Origin of the sequence: Clostridium beijerinckii HUN142 (genome assembly GCF_000621745.1) — a bacterium.
In the GTDB taxonomy this organism is placed as follows: Bacteria; Bacillota; Clostridia; order Clostridiales; family Clostridiaceae; genus Clostridium; species Clostridium beijerinckii_A.
The window spans coordinates 460,635-479,433 of record NZ_KK211336.1; the positions used below are offsets into that span (position 1 = coordinate 460,635).

Below are 18,799 nucleotides of genomic sequence, written 5' to 3' on the forward strand. Positions count from 1 at the left end.
TAGATTTTATTAGTAACAAAAATCCAAATAAGTAGAGCCTTCTTTGAACATTTTAAATAGTCAAAGAAAGTTCTACTTATGTTTAGATTTGAGGATTAATTATCAATTTAATGAATTTTATTTGTAGAATATATTAGCTTAATCCCATACCTTTTCTTTTTGCAATAATATGGGCTTCGATATTTTCAGCTACTTCAACAGGATTATCACCTAGGGCTATCTTACCACCAGTTACATCTTCTGCTTTTTCTGTTAGAAGTTCTACTAATTCAGGAGCGCCAGTCATAAAAGGAGTAGGAGATAAGTGAGTATAAGTACCGTAAGCTAGTGCAAAAATTCCATCTATAGTTGCTTTTTGTTCCATCCATTCTGGAGCTGTAACAGCTATTGGAAGTTCTGACACATCAACATCTAAGTGATCTGCAAGAGCAGTTACAAGCATAGAAATTCTTCCTGTATCTGTACAAGTACCAAAACTTAATACTGGAGGGATTTTTAGCATATTACATACTTCTCTTAAGCCTTCTCCAGCCATTTCATTTGCGGCTTCAACAGTACATAGACCCGCTACTTCAAGAGCATGATTTCCGCATCCACCACTAACAACTAATATATCCCTTTTTATAAGCTCTTTTGTAAGATTTATAGTCATGGAATCTTGAGGTCCATTTCTTAAAGTTGAGCAATTTGCAAGAGCTACAACTCCTTTTATCTTTCCAGCAGCAATAACATCTACTAATGGATCAAGTTTGTTTCCAAGGGCACCTAAAACAGCTTCGGTAGAGAAACCAGCAATAGCCTTTTGAGTTTTCTTTGGAACTAGTGGCTCGATTTTTCTCTCTTTTCTTTTTTTAAAGTTTTCTATGGCTAGCTCAATTAGTGAATCGGCCATTTTATCAACTTCGGAAGGTTCATAAGGAATTTTGTGTTTAATACCTGGTAAATCAATTATAGTACTTACAGATACTAAAGTTACTTGGTATTTTTCAGCATACATATCTATTGCAGGTGGAGAACAGTTTTCTTCCATTGCAAAAACATCCACAGTACCAGTAGCTAATAATGGTTCTATAGTAATCCAATTTCCCATATGTCCTACAAAAACTTCATCCATTTCAAATCTTTGTAATAATTCTTGACCTGTTTCAATAGAACCAACTATTCTAAGACCTTTTGCACCAGCAGCTTTTGCTTTTTCTTGAACGTCTGAAGAATGTGCTTTTAAAAGTGTTGCAACTCCAGGCCAAGGTTGATGCCCGTTAAATACTATATTTACGTAATCTGGATCCATAATTCCTAAATCCATGTTAACTTCATGTGGTTTAGGAGTTCCAAATAGTATATCTTGAACCATTTCAAGACCGATTTGAGTATTATAAATTGTAGCTATACCAAGTCTAAGTGCTTTCATTGCTAAAGAAACATGACTTCCATCTACGTTTGTAAGGCAGCTAGCTACACAGTTTTGTTCTTCATGTACTGTACCAGCTGGATATATAGATAATTTTTTCCATATTTCTTTTCTCTTCTTAGGTGCGAAAGCCTCAACCATAATATTTTTATCTTCTGTATCTATCTTTTGTTGATCTTCAAGTAATACTGCTAAATCTATTGCCATTTGGTTAACTTCTTGATTTGTATTGATTCCAACTTTTTCACACATCCATTTAAGTTTATCCACATCAGTAATTTTAAATGGAGTTTTTCCTTCTCCTGTAGATTTTAACGTTCTAAAAGCTTCATAAGCATGATGACTATATGTACCAGCTCCCATTATGTTTTTTAAGAGAAAGTTTCTCATAGCCATAGCATTACGGTCTATTCCACAGACACCTTTATCCTGGCCACCATTTTCGTTAATTCTACAAGGACCATTTGAACAGAGTTGACAGCTTACCCCTTTAAGACAAAATGAGCATCTTATCTTTTCTTGCGAAGCGTATCTATCAAATACATTTGATAACTTATCTGCTCTTATTCTTTTTACCATTTCTTCTACAGAATCATGATAACTTACTCTTCCATTGAAACCTTCTAATTCTTCTAGCATTTTTTCACTCACTAAAATTTCACTCCTTTAACTTTCATATATGAAAGAAAATTTATAGAAATACAAGTTTATTATTTTCTTTCAAACGTTTATTAATTTCCATATTAACTTTTCCTATTTAGGAATTAATTATGTATATATTTTTTTTGTTTACGGGGATATATTGAGTGGGGAACTAATGAAAGGATACAATTAGCAAACGTATTTTTAGATATTTAAAATCTTATTTGATTCTAATCACATTTTATTTGAATAAATAAAGCTATAATAGATTAAAGAGTGAAATAAATCTTAGTAACAAATAAACAAATTTAGGAGGAATTAATTATGTCGAATTATACTGCAACTATAGATGCTAGAATATATGAACCAAAGGATAAACATCCAATGATTTTTAAAACTTTTGAAGGGTTAATTCATGGTGAGAAGATGGAACTTATAAATGATCATGACCCTAGACCACTTTATTATCAGTTTATAATTGAACTTCTGGAGCAATTTGAGTGGGAATATATTGAACAAGGGCCTGAGGTGTGGAGAGTCGCTATTACAAAGAAATAGGTTTTGTGTATATGATTACATAAGTTTAGGAGTATAATATAGCGAGCTGATAGGTATAATAAAAGGAACCTAATTAGGACATTCATATATTTTTTATGAACAAAAAAGAGGTGTTTTTCTTGGAAGAAAAGATAGTTATTATTGGTAGTGGTATTGCAGCCATTTCAGCAGCTAAAGCAATACGAGAAATAGATAAGCAAAGTGAAATTGTTATATTTGGTGAGGAAAAGTTTTATCCATACTATCGAATTAAGATTTCTAAAGGGCTTTTAGGCAATTTGGAGGAAGATAAGCTCTTAATTCAACAAAAGAAATGGTATACGGATAATAATATTCGGGTTTATTGTGATAATAAGGTTACAGGTATAGATACAAAAAATAAAGAAGCAATTCTTGAAGATGGAACCCGTGTGCCTTATACTAAACTGCTTTTAGCAAATGGAGCAAGTAATCTTACGCCCCCAATTAAAGGCATAGATAAGCCAGGTGTATTTAACTTAAGAACATTAGATGGAGCTTTAAAAATTTTAGAGTATTTAAATAATGTTAAGAGAGTACTTCTTATTGGAGGGGGAGTTCAGAACTTAGAAATTGCTAATATACTATCTGAAGGTGGAAAAAAAGTTATTATTGCAGAATTTGCTTCACGTTTGATGCCTCGTCAGTTAGATGAATTTGTGTCAGATAAATTAAAGCAATCAATTGAAGCTCAAAATATTGAAGTAATGCTGGATACTCAAGTACAAGAAATATTTGGGGAAGAAAAGGTCAAAGGGTTTATAACTAAGTCTGGAGTGCAAGGCGCTTGTGACATGGTTATTTATTCCACTGGAATTATGCCCAATGTTTCAATTGCCCAAAATACTGATTTAGAGGTGAATAAGGGGATAGTAGTAAATAACAAAATGCAGACTAATATGAAAGATATATTTGCCGCAGGAGATGTTTCGGAATTTAACGGTAGAGTCTATGGATTATGGAGTATGGCAATGCAGCAAGGTAAAGTTGCAGGAGCGAATATATGTAATCAAGGTTTAATTTTTGAACCTTCAGCACCAGTGACTTCATTAAGCGCTTTTGGAATATCTGTGTTTTCAATGGGATATATTGAAGGAGATCAAGATATAGATTCATTGGTTGAAGGATCGGATAATGAACATAAGTACTATAAAATACTTATACGTAATAATCATATAGTTGGAACTATCGTATTAGGTGACAATAAGAAATTCATGGTGATTAAAAGTCTTATAGAAAATGAAATAGAAGTTAATATTAATGAATCAGCTAAATATTCAATAGATGAATTTATTGAGATTATTAGCAACAAAAAAGGCAACTAGAAATCTAGTTGCCTTTTGCTCTCTTTAGAATAAAGTGAAACTTTTCAGGTGGGGGGTAACTCCACCTGAATTTTGTTGAATTTATACCCACAGGGTGAGCATCATTAGAATACTATATTTTTTAATTTTAGTACTGCAAGTTCTAAGTATAATCTATCAGAAAATTACGTATATTAAGAGTTGAATTATACATTTTATAGAACTTATGAAATAGAATTTAACAAATGGGAGGAATTAGCATGAAGGAACTTAGAGATGGAGTATATTGGGTTGGAGCCACTGATTGGAAGGTAAGGCATATTCATGGAAATGAATTATCTACCCATAGAGGAAGTACATATAATTCATACCTTATTAAAGATGAAAAAACGGTTCTTATAGACACTGTATGGGAACCTTTAACAGAGATGTTTCTTGAAAATTTGAGAGAGGTAACTGATATATCAAAGATTGATTATGTTGTTATGAATCATGGGGAACCTGATCATTCAGGAGCATTGCCTGCATTAATGGAGTATATTCCTAATGCAACAGTTTTTGTTTCGAAAAAAGGTTTAGAGTCAATACAGAAGCATTATCATAAGGAGTGGAATTTTAAGGTTGTTTCTACAGGCGAGAAGATAAATATAGGTAAAAATAATCTTGTATTTATAGAAGCTCCTATGCTTCACTGGCCTGATAGTATGTTTACATATCTTACTGGAGAAAATATATTATTTTCTAATGATGCATTTGGACAGCATTATGCATCTTCAAGTATTTTTAATGATGAAGTAGATGAAACAGAAGTTAATCAGGAAGCTCTTAAATATTACGCAAACATACTTACTCCTTTTAGTAAATTGGTTACAAAAAAAATAGATGAACTTAAAAAACTTGGAGTACCTGTAGATATGATAGCTCCAGCTCATGGCATCATTTGGAGAAAAGATCCAATGATGATAGTGGAAAAATATTATGAGTGGGCAGCTGGAAAATCAAATAAAAGCGTAGTGGTTGCATATAACTCAATGTGGGGGGCTACTCATAAAATGGCTGAATTTATAGGCAAAGGCCTAGGAGAAGCAGGGGTAGAATATAAAATATTCAATGTCGCTACTTCAGATAAAAGTGATATATTAGCCGAAGTTTTTAAATCAAAGGGAATAATACTAGGATCATCAACAGTTAATAATGGAATTTTAACTTCTTTATTACCTCTTATTGAAGACTTAATTGGATTGAAGTTTAATGAGAAAGTAGGTGCAGCTTTTGGAAGCTATGGATGGGGTGGAGAATCAACAGATATTCTTACAAACTATTTAACAAAGGCTAAAATTAAAGTTGTTGAAGATGGATTAAAGTTTAAATATATGCCAAATGATGACGAACTTGAAGAGTGCATAGCCTTTGGAAAGAATTTTGGTCAGAAAGTGTTAGAAGAATTTTAAATATTAATAATAGTTTGCTTAAATAGTTGGTGAGACACATATGCTAAGCAAATTAATGTTATATTTAATATCAAAAGGATCTTAGGAAAGAAAGGATGTTTTGTGCCTAATCTCACAAGATCCTTTTGATGGAGATTATAGATGAAAAATATCTACGGCAACTTTGGGCACTTTATTTCTTTTCATGTGCCTTATTTTAAATTGTACTAAATAATAAATCACTAGTATAAGTAACTATTCTATCAATGCTCTTTAGGTTGTCTTCTTTTGATGAAAATCTAATTCTTAGAGGTAATTCTATATCAGTCATACCAGTAGATTTAATTATATCAGAAGTATTTAATGCTTTTAAATTAGTTTTATTTAAATAGTCTTGTATAACCTCTATAGCCTCTCCACTCCAGCCATAAGAACCAAATGCTGCGCCTAGCTTGTTTTCTAAGTTTAGAGTTTTAAGATTTTTTAGTACCTCTTCCATATTGCCAATCATGTCACCATATTTAGTTGAGCTGCCAAAGAAGATTGCGTCAGCTTCATTAATAGCATTCATTATATTATCCATTGGATCTTTATTTACATCAATAAGCTCTGAAGTTATATTTTGCTCTTCAAACTTTTCTTTAAAAATATTTGCAATCTTTTTTGTATTCCCTGTCATAGTAGAGTATAGAATAAGTGCTTTTTTATCTAGCTCTGTATTTTTGCTCATATTATCATAGATATCTATAAAGCTTTGGACTTCATCTCTAATAATAAATCCATGAGAAGGAGCTATCATCTTTATATCTAAATCTTTGATTTTTTCAATCATTTCTTGAACATATCTTCTGTGAGGATGCATTATCAATTTATAATAAGTAATAAAGTCTTCCTTTATGTCTACTTGAGCTAAGTCATTGAAGTATTCATAATTGGCTACATGAGTACTGAAAATATCACAAGGGAATAAAATTTTATTATCTTCGCAATAAGTTATCATAGTTTCTTCAGTATGAAGATATGGTGTTTGTATAAATTTAAGAATTTTACCTCCTATATCTAAAGTATCACCATCACTTACAACTAAAAATTCTCTATTATGAAGCCTGTACATCTCTTTAAGTTCATTTACAGCTGGCTCTGTGCATACAATTACAGCATTTTTTGCTTTGGCTGCTAAGCTTCCAAGGGCACCAGAATGATCAGGTTCTGTATGATTAATTACAATATATTTAATTTTATCAAGTTCAATCTTATTATTTAAGTTTTGTACAAATTCTCTTCCAAAACTCATATCAACAGTATCAATTACTGTAGGCTTTTCTGTCATTAATAAATAACTGTTATAAGTAGTTCCTTTAGTTAAAGTCAATCTATGAAAAGGCACATCTCTATCATCTACCTTACCAACCCAAAATATATTTTTACCTAGCATAATGTTTTGTTCCATAATATAAAACCTCCATAATTTTTATTTATTTTTATATTTCAATTAATTTTCTATGTTGTTGTCTTTCGATGTTTTTATTGTATACCTATCTCAATTATAAAAATATGATTCAAATCAAAATATTAAGATTAAGTTTTTATGAGTTTTTCATTATAATAATACTAATGAGGATATTGTTTAGGTGGTTTTAGTTAGGATTAAATATACAAGTGACACAACTTAAAGTAAGATAATATTTGTAGATATATCTTATATGTAGGAGGATTTGTTATGAGTATTCACTGTGGTAATTGCTGCAATAATTGCAGAGGAGGACTTTGTGCTAGTAAGGTTCCAATATTTGAGAATTTAAATAGAGACGAATTAGTGGAGATTGTAAATAAAATTAATCATAAAGAATTTAGTAAAGGCGATGTTATTTTTACTGAAGGTAATATAGCTAATACACTTTATTTTATAAATGAAGGAAAAATAAAATTATATAAATATACTAAGGATGGTAAGGAACAGATACTACATATACTTTCAGAAGGAGATTTCTTTGGGGAATTAGAACTTATAAAACCATCTAAATATGGATTTAATTCTAAAGCTATAGAGGATGCTAAAATATGTACTCTTACTAAGGAGGAAATGAAAGATATAATGATGAAGAATCCTGAGATTGGAATAAAGGTATTAGAAACAGTAGGAGAAAGATTATCAAAAGTTGAAAATCTTGTTCAGAATTTAGCAACTAATGATGTTGATTCAAGAATGGCTTATTTAATTATAGAGCTTAAGGAGAAGTATGGAGAAAATGTTGGAGGCAATATTTCTGTAAAATCACCTATATCAAGGGAAGATATGGCTAATTATATTGGGGTGACGAGGGAAACCATAAGCAGGAAATTGAAAAAATTAGAAGATGAAAATTTAATAAAAATAATGGGAACAAAAACAATAATTATTATAGATGAAGAAGGTTTGAAGAATTATATATAAAATAAATATTTATTATTGCTTATTAATGTAATAATGAATATTTACTTTTATATAGATATCAAACTTGCGTATATCAGATTTTTTCTCGATTTGATTTCAATCACATTTTATTTAAATTAATAAAGTTATACTTATATCAAGAAATAGATAAAAAATAAATTTTTAAGTGAAAAGTGATTGGAGGAAGTTATATGAAAATTATATATTTTAGTCAAACAGGAAATACAGAAAAAATGGCAAACTTAATTTTAGAAGGGGTACAATCAGAAGCTAAACAAGCTGAATTAGTAGAAGTTTCAGCCGCATCTCTAGATGATATTAAAAATGAAGAAATACTTATCTTAGGATGTTCTGCTTATGGATCTGAGGAATTAGATGAGAGTGAAATGGAGCCTTTTGTTAAATCATTAGAAGGAAACATTCAAGGAAAAAAAGTTGCACTTTTTGGCTCATGGGGATGGGGAAATGGTGAATGGATGACAGAGTGGGAAAAGAGAATGGAATCATATGGAGCTATATTAATAAGTGAAGGTTTAACAGTTCAAGAATCTCCAGAGGGTGAAGATGAAGAAAGGTGTATAGACTTTGGAAAATTAATAGCAAAATAGGAATGACAAAAACCATGCAATAAGGAGATCTATCTCCCTTATTGCATGGTTTTTAATTTCATACAGTGGCTTTATGCATTTTGCAATAGCTCAAATACTTGTCCAACTTTAAAGTTTAGCCTAATATTTGTTTTAAATCCTCATCAGGAGTACTGATTGGTTTAAGATCGAAATTATCAACTAAGAAATTTAATACATTAGGAGTTAAGAAAGCAGGTAAGCTTGGCCCGATATATATTCCTTTTACGCCTAATGAAAGTAATGCTAGTAAATCACATATAGCTTTTTGTTCATACCAAGACAATACTATTGATAAAGGTAAATCATTAACTGTGCAGTTAAATGCATCAGCTAAAGCTAAAGCTATTCTAACTGCTGAGTAAGCATCGTTACATTGTCCAACATCAAGCAATCTTGGAAGTCCTGCAACTTCACCAAATTGTAACTTGTTGAAACGATATTTTCCGCATGCCAAAGTAAGAATAATACAATCACTTGGAATCTTTTCAGCAAACTCTGTATAATAATTTCTTCCAGGTTTTGCACCATCACATCCACCAATTAAGAAGAAGTGTTTAATTTTTCCATCTTTAACTGCATTAATAATTGTTTCAGCGTGACTTAACGTTGCCTTATGTCCAAAGCCTACTAAAATTTCTTTAACTTCTTCGTCTTCTGTGAAGCCGCCGAGTTCAAGTGATTTATTTATTATTTCAGAAAAATCTTTATATCCATTTTTATCTTTTTCTATATGTTTGATACCATCAAATCCAACAACACTTGTTGAGAAGATTCTATCTATATAAGAATCTTTTGGTTTCATTAAGCAGTTTGTTGTCATTAAAATACAACCAGGTATATTATCGAATTCTTTTTGTTGATTTTGCCATGCACTTCCGAAGTTACCTGCTAAATGAGGATACTTATTTAATTCAGGATAACCATGTGAAGGTAACATTTCTCCGTGAGTATAAATATTTATGCCTTTACCTTCAGTTTGCTTAAGTAACATTTCTAGATCTCTTAGATCATGTCCAGAAACTACTATGAATGGACCTTTTTTAGTATTTACATTAACTTTTGTAGGTGATGGAGAACTATAGCTATTATTATTAGCTGTATCTAGAACCTCCATAATCTTAACACTCATAGTACCTGTTTCCATTGATAATTTAATTAAATCTTCAAGAGCTAAACTATCATCAGTTAAAGCTGCTAAAGCTTTAAAATAGAAGTCATTTACTTCGTCGCTAGTATATTTTATAAATCTAGCTTGATGAGAATAAGCTGCAATACCTTTTAAACCATATTTTATAGTTTCTCTAAGAGAACGAATATCTGGGTCTAAATTCTTATCGTACATTATTCCAGCTTTTTCAGCGTCTTCAAGCATAGATTCTTTAGAATCGCTTAAGTTGTATAATGCTTCAGGAGAGTTGATATTTTCGGATTTAACCTTTTCTCTTAAAGCTTCCTTAACTTCTTGGGACTTTTTAAGTTGGATAAGATGAGCTTTGGGATCAAAATTAACATTAGTTAATGTCATAAATAGGGAATCTTCAACAAAAGAGGCGACTGATGTGTCAACCTTTTCATTTTTATTTAAAAGTTCTTTTGCGTACACACTGATTCCTTTTAATTGATAAATTAATAAATCTTGCATTGCTGCGATCTCAGGTGTTTTACCACACACACCTATTTTAGTACATCCCTTACCCCCAGCAGTTTGTTCACATTGATAACAAAACATTTTTTCTACCATAATAAAAACTCCTCTCATATTTACATAATATAATCCTACGGATATATTATACAATAAAATTGGATAAAAATAAAATATAACAATACAATTTTCATAAAAATGTAAAAATAACCACAATAAATAATAAAATTTTGTCAAAACATTGATTATAATTTAAAAAATATATGTGATGTTTTGCTGATTCTTATAGGAGAAATTCCGAAGTGATTTATTTAAATAATAGTACTATCGAAAGGAATTAAATCTTATAAAGTTAAGGATTGGGAATAGAGTATAGCATTTTTAAATTATTATAATCATATACTTTAGCTGTAGAAATGATTGAACGTATTTGGAATCTAAAACCAGTACATAATTTAGCTTATATTAGTGATAATTGCTATAGAAAACGAAAAGTTCTAATTTTTTAATAAGAGGAAAGAAGTAATAAATTATGGAGGAATTAAATTGACTAGTGGAAAAGTATGTCCACTTACAAAAGCTAAGATTCATACGGCAAAGAGACTTGCAAACGATGTTGTAGGAATGCTAAAAGATAAAAAGACTAAAAAGATGAATGCTATATGGCTTGAAGTGACAGGATGCTCAGGAAATATAATTTCCTTACTTAATAGTGAAAATCCAGGGATTTATGATATTTTAAATGACATGGTGAATTTTACTTATAACAACACACTTATGGGATTAGAAGGGCAGCTTGCTTTTGAAAAGTTTTTAGAAACGCTAGATACAGAGTTTATATTATTAGTGGATGGGGCAGTTTCAACAAAAGAAAAGGGGCGTTACAACATTGTAGCAAATTATAATGGGACAAATATCACAGCGTTAGATGCAATACAATTAGCTGGCGGAAAAGCAAAGTATGTTGTAGCAGTAGGAACTTGCGCTTCTCATGGGGGCATATCGGCTGCAAAACCAAACCCTTCAGAAAGTAAAAGTGTACAGGAAGTTTTAAATCGACAAGTTATTAAACTGCCAGGTTGTCCTTGCCATCCAGATTGGGTAGTAGGTACTTTAGCACATTTGATTGGTTATGGTGTACCTGCATTAGATAGTGATGGAAGACCATTACTTTTCTATGGAGTTACAATTCATGATAATTGTACAAGACGAGGATTTTTTGATAAAGGTATATTTGCACAAAAGTTTGGTGAAGAAGGTTGCATGATTAAACTAGGATGTAAAGGGCCTGTCACAAAAACTGATTGCCCGAGGAGAAAATGGAATGGATACGTTAACTGGCCTATTGGCGATAATACAAATTGTATTGGATGCGCAAATTCACAATTTCCAGATGGAATGGAACCTTTCGTAAAGTATTAGGAGGAGTTATGGGCAAAACAATAACTATAGATCCAGTAACAAGAATCAGTGGTTTTTTAGAAATAAAAGCAGAAGTGGAAGGAAATACAATTGCTAAAGCAAATGCTAGTGGATTACTTTTTAGGGGATTTGAAAAAATGTTAAAAGGAAGGTCACCTTTAGATGCTGTATATTTCACAGAGAGAATTTGTGGAATATGCTCTACAGCTCATTCAATGGCTTCTACTTTAGCGTTGGAAGATGCATTAAAAGTAACAGTTAGTTTAAATGATAATTATATTAGAGATATTTTACATGGCTTTGAGTTTATACAAAATCATTTAAGACATTTTTACCTTTTGTCTATGCCAAGCTATGTAAAGATATCAAGCATAAAACTAATAGAAGAACAACAATATACTGATTACAGATTACCAGATAAAATAAATAAAAAGATAGAAGAGGATTATGTAAAAAGTATTGAATTCAGTAGATTAGCTCATGAAGGATTAGCGCTTTTAGGAGGAAAAGCTCCTCATAACCATGGAATTTTTGTAGGCGGAGTTACTGTGGATATAGATTCATATAAGCTAGAAAAAGTAAAAAGTATTATTAGAAAAATAGAATCTTTTGTAAAAAATAGAATGAAAGAAGATGTAGGGATTATCTCTAAATATTACTCTGATTATTTTAAAAAAGGACAATCTTATCCGTATTTTATGACTTATGGAGTATTTGATAAATATGAAGATCCTGAGATTACTTATGTTAAACCAGGAGTGATGAAGGATAATGTGAAATATCCTTTAGAACCAGATAAAATCACAGAGCAAATCCATTATTCGTGGTATAAAAAGGACGAAGGGTTGGAAGAAGTAGATTTATCTAAATTAGAAGCGTACACTTTTATAAAAGCTCCTCGTTATTTAGGGTCGCCTATGGAGGTAGGTCCTTTAGCAAGATTGATAGTAAGTGGACAATACACGAATGGACATTCATGTATGGACAGAAATGTTGCAAGAGTATTGGAAACAGAAAAGATTCTAGGAATAATGAATAAGCTTATTGAAAGGATAGAACTAAAGCCGAATAATCAAAAAACTTATAATATTCCAGAAAAAGCTTATGGGGTAGGTTTAACTGATACTACTAGAGGCGCACTTGGTCATTGGATTGAGATAGATAAAAATGTTATTAATCATTATAATATCATAACACCTACTGTATGGAATTTATCACCTAAAGATGAGTCAAATCTTCCTGGAACTATAGAAAATGCGCTTATTGGAACTAAGTTAAATAACATTAGAGAGCCTATAGAGATTGGTCGTATTGTTAGGTCATTTGATCCGTGTGTATCTTGTGCAACTCATTTGATTGGATCAGCAGGTGATACAGAAATAGTAGAGGTTTTGGTTTGAAAATATGTCTATAGTTTAGGAAGGTAGAGAAATATATATTATGAAAAATACATGTTCTAACATTAAAGTGATTGCGATTGGAAATGTTTTAATGAGGGATGACGGTATAGGAATTGAAGTGGCAAAAAAGATAGAATCAAAGCTTTTAGAAAAGAATATTAAACTTATTTATGGAGAAACCGATGTTCAATACAGTATTGCCAGTGTAAAAGAAGATGACTATATATTTATTTTAGATGCTGCATGTTATGGAAAGAGCCCAGGTGAAATTACTCGTTTGAAGTTAGATGATTTTGTTTCTAAAAAAAAGGGATATTCTCAGCATAGTTATAATTTCTTGGATTTATTAAAACTTTTTTATCCTAATGCTAAAGGGCAAATTTATGGAATTGAGGTCAATGATGTTGAAATTGGCTTTGGATTGAGTGAAGAATTACAAGAAAAATTAGAAGTTATTTCTAAAAAGATTTTAGATGAAATTGAAATATATATACTTAATTTACAGTCAAAAAATAAATGAAGGGATAGTGAAAAATATGCATGATACTATTTTATTAAGTAAGATTTCTGAGGAATTAAAGAATATATGTGCAACTAATAATATTAATAAAGTTAAAACATTCACTGTTATTGTAAATCACAGAAGTCATGTTAATGAGGAAAATCTTTATGAACATCTTCAGAATTTTGATTCGAATTTGGTTGGAAAATGGACAAAAATTAATGTTCAGAGAGAAGATATACAGGATCAAACTGCAATTCTTAAAAGCATTCAAGGCGAACAAAATGAAAATTAGAAGCCTATATTGGAAACTCGATATTATCCCAATACATCGTTAGATAGGATCAGGGTAAAAACTAGAACAAGGGGCTGTCACTCTAGTAGTGCATTATACAATATATTGAGTTTGCTTTTTTGTATAAAAAACAATATATAGAATGAAAATTACTTAATGAGATAGATCATAAAATATAAATAGAGAAGGTCTTTAATATATGAGATATATAGTAAAAATTTACGGGATTGTTCAGGGGGTTGGATTCCGTCCCTTTGTATGCGAAAAAGCAAAAGATTTTGAAATTTATGGATCTGTTCAAAATATAGGTGGTGCTGTATTGATTGATTGTTTAGGTAAGAGGGAAAATATAAAACAGTTTATGCTTAATGTTATAAAAAAACCTCCGAGTATTGCAAAAATAGAAAGAGTTGAGTGCACTTTAATTAAAAACCATTTAGGTGCCACTTCGTGTTTAGATGAAAACAAATTCATAATTAAAGAAAATATCGATAAAAAATTTGTTATTAGGGAAAGCGCTGAACAAAAGAATGAAATGAGATTTGTTTCACCGGATATAGCAGTTTGTGATGAATGTTTAGAAGATATTCGAAGTAAAGGAAACCTTCGTTGTAAATACGCTTTCATAAATTGCACTCAGTGTGGACCTAGGTATTCAATTATCAAAGCTTTGCCATATGACAGGCAGAATACTACTATGAAAGACTTCTCTATGTGCGATGAATGCAAAGAGGAATATGAAAATCTACTCAGTAGAAGATTTCACGCACAGCCAAATTGCTGTGAAAAATGTGGGCCGAAGCTCTTTTTAACAAATAATCGTGGAGATCAGGTTAAGTGTGAAGATCCTATTAAAGAAACTATTTCACTTATTGAGGAAGGAAAAATATTGGCGATTAAGGGGATTGGAGGCTTTCATCTGGTTTGTGATGGAAGAAATGAGCAAGCTATTAACTTGCTTAGAAGTAGAAAGCAAAGGAAAGATAAACCATTAGCTTTGATGGCTAAAGATATTGATGTTATCAAAGAGATTTGCTATATATCAGATAAAGAAGGGGAAGTAATAAGCAGCAATAAGAGACCCATTGTAATTTTAAAGAAGAGATATCCTTTCATATTGCCAGAGGTTATAGCACCAAAGCAAAATAGTCTAGGAGTAATGCTTCCGTATACACCCCTTCATTATCTATTATTTAATGGAAAGTTAGATCTTTTGGTTATGACTAGTGGAAATATAAGCAGTATGCCAATGGAATATAAAAATGAAGAAGCACTAAAACATTTAAATACAGTGTCAGATTATTTTCTGATGAATGACAGGAAGATTTACGTACAGGTTGATGATTCTGTTGTAAAAGTCATAGGTGAAGTAGAAAAGGTTATTCGTGGTGCAAGAGGATATAGACCTTATTCATTAAAAACAGGAGTTAAAAATGATATTATAGCGGTTGGAGGGCAGCAGAAAAGTACTATTTGTGTTTCTAAAAATGGATACGCATATTTAAGTCAGTATTTAGGTGATTTAGGAGAATTTAATTGTTATAAGAATTTTAAATATGTACTAAAACATTTTTGCAATTTATTTGATATTAATGAAGAAGTATCGGCGTACGATATGCATCCAGCATACTCAAGTACTAAATATGCAAAGGAAAAGAAAATGAGAAAAATAGAAGTACAGCATCATCATGCTCATATGGTTAGCTGCATGGCTGAACATTCTATTTATGATTCTGTAATTGGAATTATATTTGATGGTACTGGATTTGGACTTGATGGATCAATATGGGGTGGCGAATTTTTGGTTGGAAATCGAAGCGTATTTAAAAGAGCAGGGCAATTGAAATATGTAAATCTCCAAGGAGGAGAACAAGCTATAAAAGAACCTTGGAGATGTGCTTCAAGTTATTTATATGCTTTGGGTTATGATCCAGAAAAAATAATTCAAGGAGTAGATAATGAAAAAATTAAAGTAGTTAAACAAGCTTTAGATTTAAAAATAAATTGTTTTTTATCTTCAAGTGTTGGAAGATTATTTGATGCAGTAGCAGCCTTATGCGGAATCAGAAACAGTATATCTTATGACGGACAGGCAGCAATAGAATTAGAAAATATTATTGATTATAAAATTAAAGAAAGTTATTTATGGGATATTAAAGAGGCAAATGGCATTTTTAATATTCAATACAAAAGCATTATTGAAGGAATCTTGGGGGATATTCAGAAAAAGGAATTGATTTCTAAGATATCGTCTAAATTTCACAACTCACTTATTAAAGCTTCATGTGATTTAGTTTGTAAGCTTAGAGAAAAGGAGCATATAGATAAAGTTGCTCTTAGTGGGGGTGTTTTTGAAAATCATTATCTTTTAAAAGGAATATATGTAAATCTGATTAAGCAAGGATTTAAAGTGTTTTATAATGAACAAATCCCAACTAATGATGAGGGAATTTCTTTTGGCCAGCTCCATGTTGCAAATGCAATTATTGAAGAAAAATAATATATTCAAATTTGTGATGTATATTTTTCATAGGACCAAGAAGCAAAGTGAACTCATATTGTATTTACTAAGTTTATCTACTGATGCTATGTTAGAAAAATAGGTTGTCAGATTGATTTACGATTTTTATAAGTGTGAATAAAGAAGGAAGGTAAGTTTATGTGTCTTGCAATTCCAGCACAAGTTAGAAACATAGATAACTATAGTGCAATAATGGATATTATGGGATTAGAGAGTAGAATTAATATTCAGCTTATTGAAGAACTAAAAGTGGGAGATTATGTTTTAGTTCATGCAGGCTGTGCTATTCAAAAGATTGACAAGGATTATTTTGAAGAATTACAAAGTATATTTCAATCAATACTTAATAGCGAGGAAAAAGTATGAATAAAGAAATCTTGATTAAAAATATTCTTAACGAAATTCAAAAGTCTCCAGTCAAAAAGTTTAATGTCATGGAAGCTTGTGGAACTCATACTCAAGTACTTTCAAAACTTGGAATTAGACAATTGGTTAATCGTAATATAAATTTACTGTCAGGACCAGGATGTCCAGTTTGTGTCACTCCAGAAGGTTATATAGATGCAGCTATAGAATTACTTAAGAATTCAAATGTGATTTTAAGTACTTTTGGGGATATGATGAGAGTAAATGGAAGTAGAGAAAATTTAATTAAGCAAAGAGAAAAAGGAAAAGATATTAACGTATTATATTCACCTTTAGATTCAATAGCACTTGCAGAAGAAAATAAAGATAAGGAAATAGTTTTTCTTGGAGTAGGCTTTGAAACTACAACTCCTATAATTGCTTTAGCTGTAAAGATAGCACAGGAAAAAAATATAAGAAATATTTCATTTTTAATAGGAATGAAAAGAATGGAGCCAATACTCCATTATATACTTAAGCAGCCTAATCACAATATAAATGGATTAATGTGTCCAGGACATGTAGCAGCAGTAAAGGGAGCAGATTATTTTAAATTTATTGTAGAGGAATATAATATTCCAGCAGTAATTGCAGGTTTTGAAGCTTTAGATATTGCTACTGCTTTATATTTTTTGACGAAACAACAAAATAAAACTGAAAAAAGATTTGAAAATTTATATAAAACTTGTGTAAGCCAAGAAGGAAACAAAAGAGCAAATGAATTAATGAGTGAAGTATTCACATATTGCGAACATGAATGGAGAGGAATAGGAGTTATTAAAGATTCTGGATTTACTTTGAGGGAGAAATATAAAAAGTATGATGCTTCTGAAAGATTTGGAATAAATTTAAGTAAGACTTCTGAGAAAAACTATATTAGAACTTGTGCATGCAGTGAAATTTTATTGGGGAAGAAATTACCTAATAAATGCGAGCTTTTTGGAAAAGGTTGTACACCAGAGCATCCAATAGGACCTTGTATGGTATCTACGGAGGGATCTTGCTCTATTTTTTATAAGTATAGGGGAGTGGAATAAATGAATGAACTGATTAAGCTTATTCATGGTGATGGAGGAAAGCATACAAAAATATTAATTGAGCAGCTTTTTTACAAGTATTTTAATAACAATATTCTTTTACAAGAGCAAGACTCAGCAACATTTACAGCGGTACAAGGAAAAATGGCTTTCACCACAGATTCTTTTGTGGTAAAGCCACTGTTTTTTTCTGGGGGAAACATAGGAAAGCTTGCAGTTTGTGGTACTATTAATGATTTAGTTGTATCTGGAGCAAAACCCTGTTATTTAAGTTCGAGTTTTATAATTGAAGAAGGATTTTCAATGCAAAGCCTTGAAGAAATTGTTAAGTCTATGGGGCAAACCTGTTTAGAATGTGGAGCTAAGATAGTAACAGGAGATACAAAGGTAGTTGAAAAAGGAAGCGTAGATGGAATATTCATTAATACTAGCGGAATCGGATATATAATTAACGGATATGAAGTAAAACCTATTGAAGAAGGAGATAAAATTATAGTAACTGGGGGAATTGGCGAGCATGGAACAACAATTGCAGTAGAGAGATATAACTTAAAAGTTAAAGGAGACTATAAAAGTGATTGTGCACCACTATTTCCTTTTATAGAAGAACTTAAGGAACAGTTTCCGTCTATAAAAATAATGAGGGATCCAACTCGAGGCGGATTATCTACTGTATTGCATGAATTTTCATCACTTTGCAAGCTTGGGATACACCTAATAGAAAAGGAAATTCCAATTAGTGAAAGTGTTAAGGCTATAAATAATCTTTTAGGATTAGATCCATTATATATGGCTTGTGAGGGAAGAATGGTACTAGTTGTAAAAGAAACCGAAGCCAAAAAAGTACTTGATATAATTCGCTCAATTGATCAAGGAAAAGGAGCGAGAATTATAGGCAAATTTGTTAAAGAGTCTAATCAGAATATATTTATAGAAAATGGATTTGGTGGAAAGAGATTATTATCACCTTTAGAGGGAAGTATGCTGCCTAGAATATGCTAGGGTGCGATAATTTAATAAGGATGTTAATCTAATTTATAATAAGTGGCACTGAGCTTTTGTATGTTAGATCAATTATCATTAATATAGGAGCTAGCTAAAATTCAAGGGAAAATATAATAATATTCAGAATATTTCAAGGTAGCGAAT

Annotated in this window: 16 protein-coding genes; 13 read left to right on the forward strand and 3 right to left on the reverse strand. The window is 31.0% G+C overall.

Annotation, left to right across the window (positions count from 1 at the left end; translation table 11 throughout):
• Positions 1-133: 133 nt before the first annotated feature.
• Positions 134-2,062, reverse strand: a complete 1,929-nt coding sequence (gene cooS, locus T483_RS0123365; protein ID WP_026888996.1) for an anaerobic carbon-monoxide dehydrogenase catalytic subunit — start codon at positions 2,060-2,062, stop codon at positions 134-136.
• A gap of 315 nt (positions 2,063-2,377) precedes the next feature.
• Between cooS and T483_RS0123370 the strand changes: the two genes are divergently transcribed.
• From T483_RS0123370 to T483_RS0123380, 3 genes are all read left to right on the forward strand, one after another.
• Positions 2,378-2,611 (forward strand): DUF2249 domain-containing protein, encoded by a 234-nt coding sequence (locus T483_RS0123370; RefSeq protein ID WP_026888997.1) that lies wholly within the window; start codon positions 2,378-2,380, stop codon positions 2,609-2,611.
• A gap of 95 nt (positions 2,612-2,706) precedes the next feature.
• On the forward strand, positions 2,707-3,954 hold the full coding sequence (locus tag T483_RS0123375) for an NAD(P)/FAD-dependent oxidoreductase (protein WP_242841916.1): 1,248 nt from the start codon (positions 2,707-2,709) through the stop codon (positions 3,952-3,954).
• 239 nt (positions 3,955-4,193) lie between these two features.
• Entirely contained in the window at positions 4,194-5,384 is a 1,191-nt protein-coding gene (locus T483_RS0123380) for a flavodoxin domain-containing protein (protein ID WP_026888999.1), read from the forward strand.
• A gap of 196 nt (positions 5,385-5,580) precedes the next feature.
• On the opposite strand, the gene T483_RS0123385 is transcribed toward T483_RS0123380, so the two are convergent.
• A complete protein-coding gene (locus T483_RS0123385) occupies positions 5,581-6,813 on the reverse strand; it encodes an FprA family A-type flavoprotein (RefSeq protein ID WP_026889000.1) in 1,233 nt (410 codons plus the stop codon).
• A gap of 270 nt (positions 6,814-7,083) precedes the next feature.
• Between T483_RS0123385 and T483_RS0123390 the strand changes: the two genes are divergently transcribed.
• On the forward strand, positions 7,084-7,797 hold the full coding sequence (locus T483_RS0123390; protein ID WP_026889001.1) for a Crp/Fnr family transcriptional regulator: 714 nt from the start codon (positions 7,084-7,086) through the stop codon (positions 7,795-7,797).
• 191 nt (positions 7,798-7,988) lie between these two features.
• Positions 7,989-8,405, forward strand: a complete 417-nt coding sequence (locus tag T483_RS0123395; RefSeq protein WP_026889002.1) for a flavodoxin — start codon at positions 7,989-7,991, stop codon at positions 8,403-8,405.
• 115 nt (positions 8,406-8,520) lie between these two features.
• Here T483_RS0123395 and hcp read toward each other — a convergent pair whose 3' ends face one another.
• Complete coding sequence (gene hcp, locus T483_RS0123400; RefSeq protein WP_026889003.1) at positions 8,521-10,167, reverse strand: hydroxylamine reductase; 1,647 nt, start codon at positions 10,165-10,167, stop codon at positions 8,521-8,523.
• A 447-nt stretch (positions 10,168-10,614) separates the two neighbouring features.
• On the opposite strand from hcp, the gene T483_RS0123405 reads away from it, so the two are divergent.
• The 8 genes from T483_RS0123405 (at position 10,615) to hypE (ending at position 18,652) form a co-directional block, all read left to right on the forward strand.
• Positions 10,615-11,490, forward strand: coding sequence for a hydrogenase small subunit (locus T483_RS0123405; RefSeq protein ID WP_026889004.1), 876 nt, complete (start codon positions 10,615-10,617; stop codon positions 11,488-11,490).
• Positions 11,491-11,498: 8 nt separating this feature from the next.
• The gene (locus tag T483_RS0123410) at positions 11,499-12,890 is read left to right on the forward strand and encodes a nickel-dependent hydrogenase large subunit (protein ID WP_026889005.1); all 1,392 of its coding nucleotides are present in this window, start codon (positions 11,499-11,501) and stop codon (positions 12,888-12,890) included.
• A gap of 40 nt (positions 12,891-12,930) precedes the next feature.
• Positions 12,931-13,410, forward strand: coding sequence for a hydrogenase maturation protease (locus T483_RS0123415; protein WP_026889006.1), 480 nt, complete (start codon positions 12,931-12,933; stop codon positions 13,408-13,410).
• Positions 13,411-13,426: 16 nt separating this feature from the next.
• Positions 13,427-13,687, forward strand: a complete 261-nt coding sequence (locus tag T483_RS0123420) for a hypothetical protein (protein WP_026889007.1) — start codon at positions 13,427-13,429, stop codon at positions 13,685-13,687.
• A gap of 199 nt (positions 13,688-13,886) precedes the next feature.
• Positions 13,887-16,187, forward strand: coding sequence for a carbamoyltransferase HypF (gene hypF / locus T483_RS0123425; protein ID WP_026889008.1), 2,301 nt, complete (start codon positions 13,887-13,889; stop codon positions 16,185-16,187).
• Positions 16,188-16,346: 159 nt separating this feature from the next.
• Positions 16,347-16,574, forward strand: coding sequence for a HypC/HybG/HupF family hydrogenase formation chaperone (locus T483_RS0123430; protein WP_017209200.1), 228 nt, complete (start codon positions 16,347-16,349; stop codon positions 16,572-16,574).
• The gene (hypD, locus tag T483_RS0123435) at positions 16,571-17,650 is read left to right on the forward strand and encodes a hydrogenase formation protein HypD (protein ID WP_026889009.1); all 1,080 of its coding nucleotides are present in this window, start codon (positions 16,571-16,573) and stop codon (positions 17,648-17,650) included. Before T483_RS0123430 ends, hypD begins: the two co-directional genes overlap by 4 nt.
• Positions 17,651-18,652, forward strand: coding sequence for a hydrogenase expression/formation protein HypE (gene hypE / locus T483_RS0123440; RefSeq protein ID WP_026889010.1), 1,002 nt, complete (start codon positions 17,651-17,653; stop codon positions 18,650-18,652). It abuts the gene before it with no gap.
• The last annotated feature ends 147 nt before the right edge of the window (positions 18,653-18,799 follow it).

Excerpts from the sequence above, each read along its gene's own strand:
- hypF (WP_026889008.1), top strand. The coding sequence starts at position 13,887 with ATGAGATATATAGTAAAAATTTACGGGATTGTTCAGGGGGTTGGATTC.
- hypD (WP_026889009.1), top strand. The coding sequence starts at position 16,571 with ATGAATAAAGAAATCTTGATTAAAAATATTCTTAACGAAATTCAAAAG.
- T483_RS0123370 (WP_026888997.1), top strand. The coding sequence starts at position 2,378 with ATGTCGAATTATACTGCAACTATAGATGCTAGAATATATGAACCAAAG.
- T483_RS0123415 (WP_026889006.1), top strand. The coding sequence starts at position 12,931 with ATGAAAAATACATGTTCTAACATTAAAGTGATTGCGATTGGAAATGTT.
- T483_RS0123395 (WP_026889002.1), top strand. The coding sequence starts at position 7,989 with ATGAAAATTATATATTTTAGTCAAACAGGAAATACAGAAAAAATGGCA.
- T483_RS0123410 (WP_026889005.1), top strand. The coding sequence starts at position 11,499 with ATGGGCAAAACAATAACTATAGATCCAGTAACAAGAATCAGTGGTTTT.
- T483_RS0123390 (WP_026889001.1), top strand. The coding sequence starts at position 7,084 with ATGAGTATTCACTGTGGTAATTGCTGCAATAATTGCAGAGGAGGACTT.
- hypE (WP_026889010.1), top strand. The coding sequence starts at position 17,651 with ATGAATGAACTGATTAAGCTTATTCATGGTGATGGAGGAAAGCATACA.
- T483_RS0123385 (WP_026889000.1), bottom strand. The coding sequence starts at position 6,813 with ATGGAACAAAACATTATGCTAGGTAAAAATATATTTTGGGTTGGTAAG.
- T483_RS0123420 (WP_026889007.1), top strand. The coding sequence starts at position 13,427 with ATGCATGATACTATTTTATTAAGTAAGATTTCTGAGGAATTAAAGAAT.
- T483_RS0123380 (WP_026888999.1), top strand. The coding sequence starts at position 4,194 with ATGAAGGAACTTAGAGATGGAGTATATTGGGTTGGAGCCACTGATTGG.
- T483_RS0123430 (WP_017209200.1), top strand. The coding sequence starts at position 16,347 with ATGTGTCTTGCAATTCCAGCACAAGTTAGAAACATAGATAACTATAGT.
- T483_RS0123375 (WP_242841916.1), top strand. The coding sequence starts at position 2,707 with ATGAACAAAAAAGAGGTGTTTTTCTTGGAAGAAAAGATAGTTATTATT.
- hcp (WP_026889003.1), bottom strand. The coding sequence starts at position 10,167 with ATGGTAGAAAAAATGTTTTGTTATCAATGTGAACAAACTGCTGGGGGT.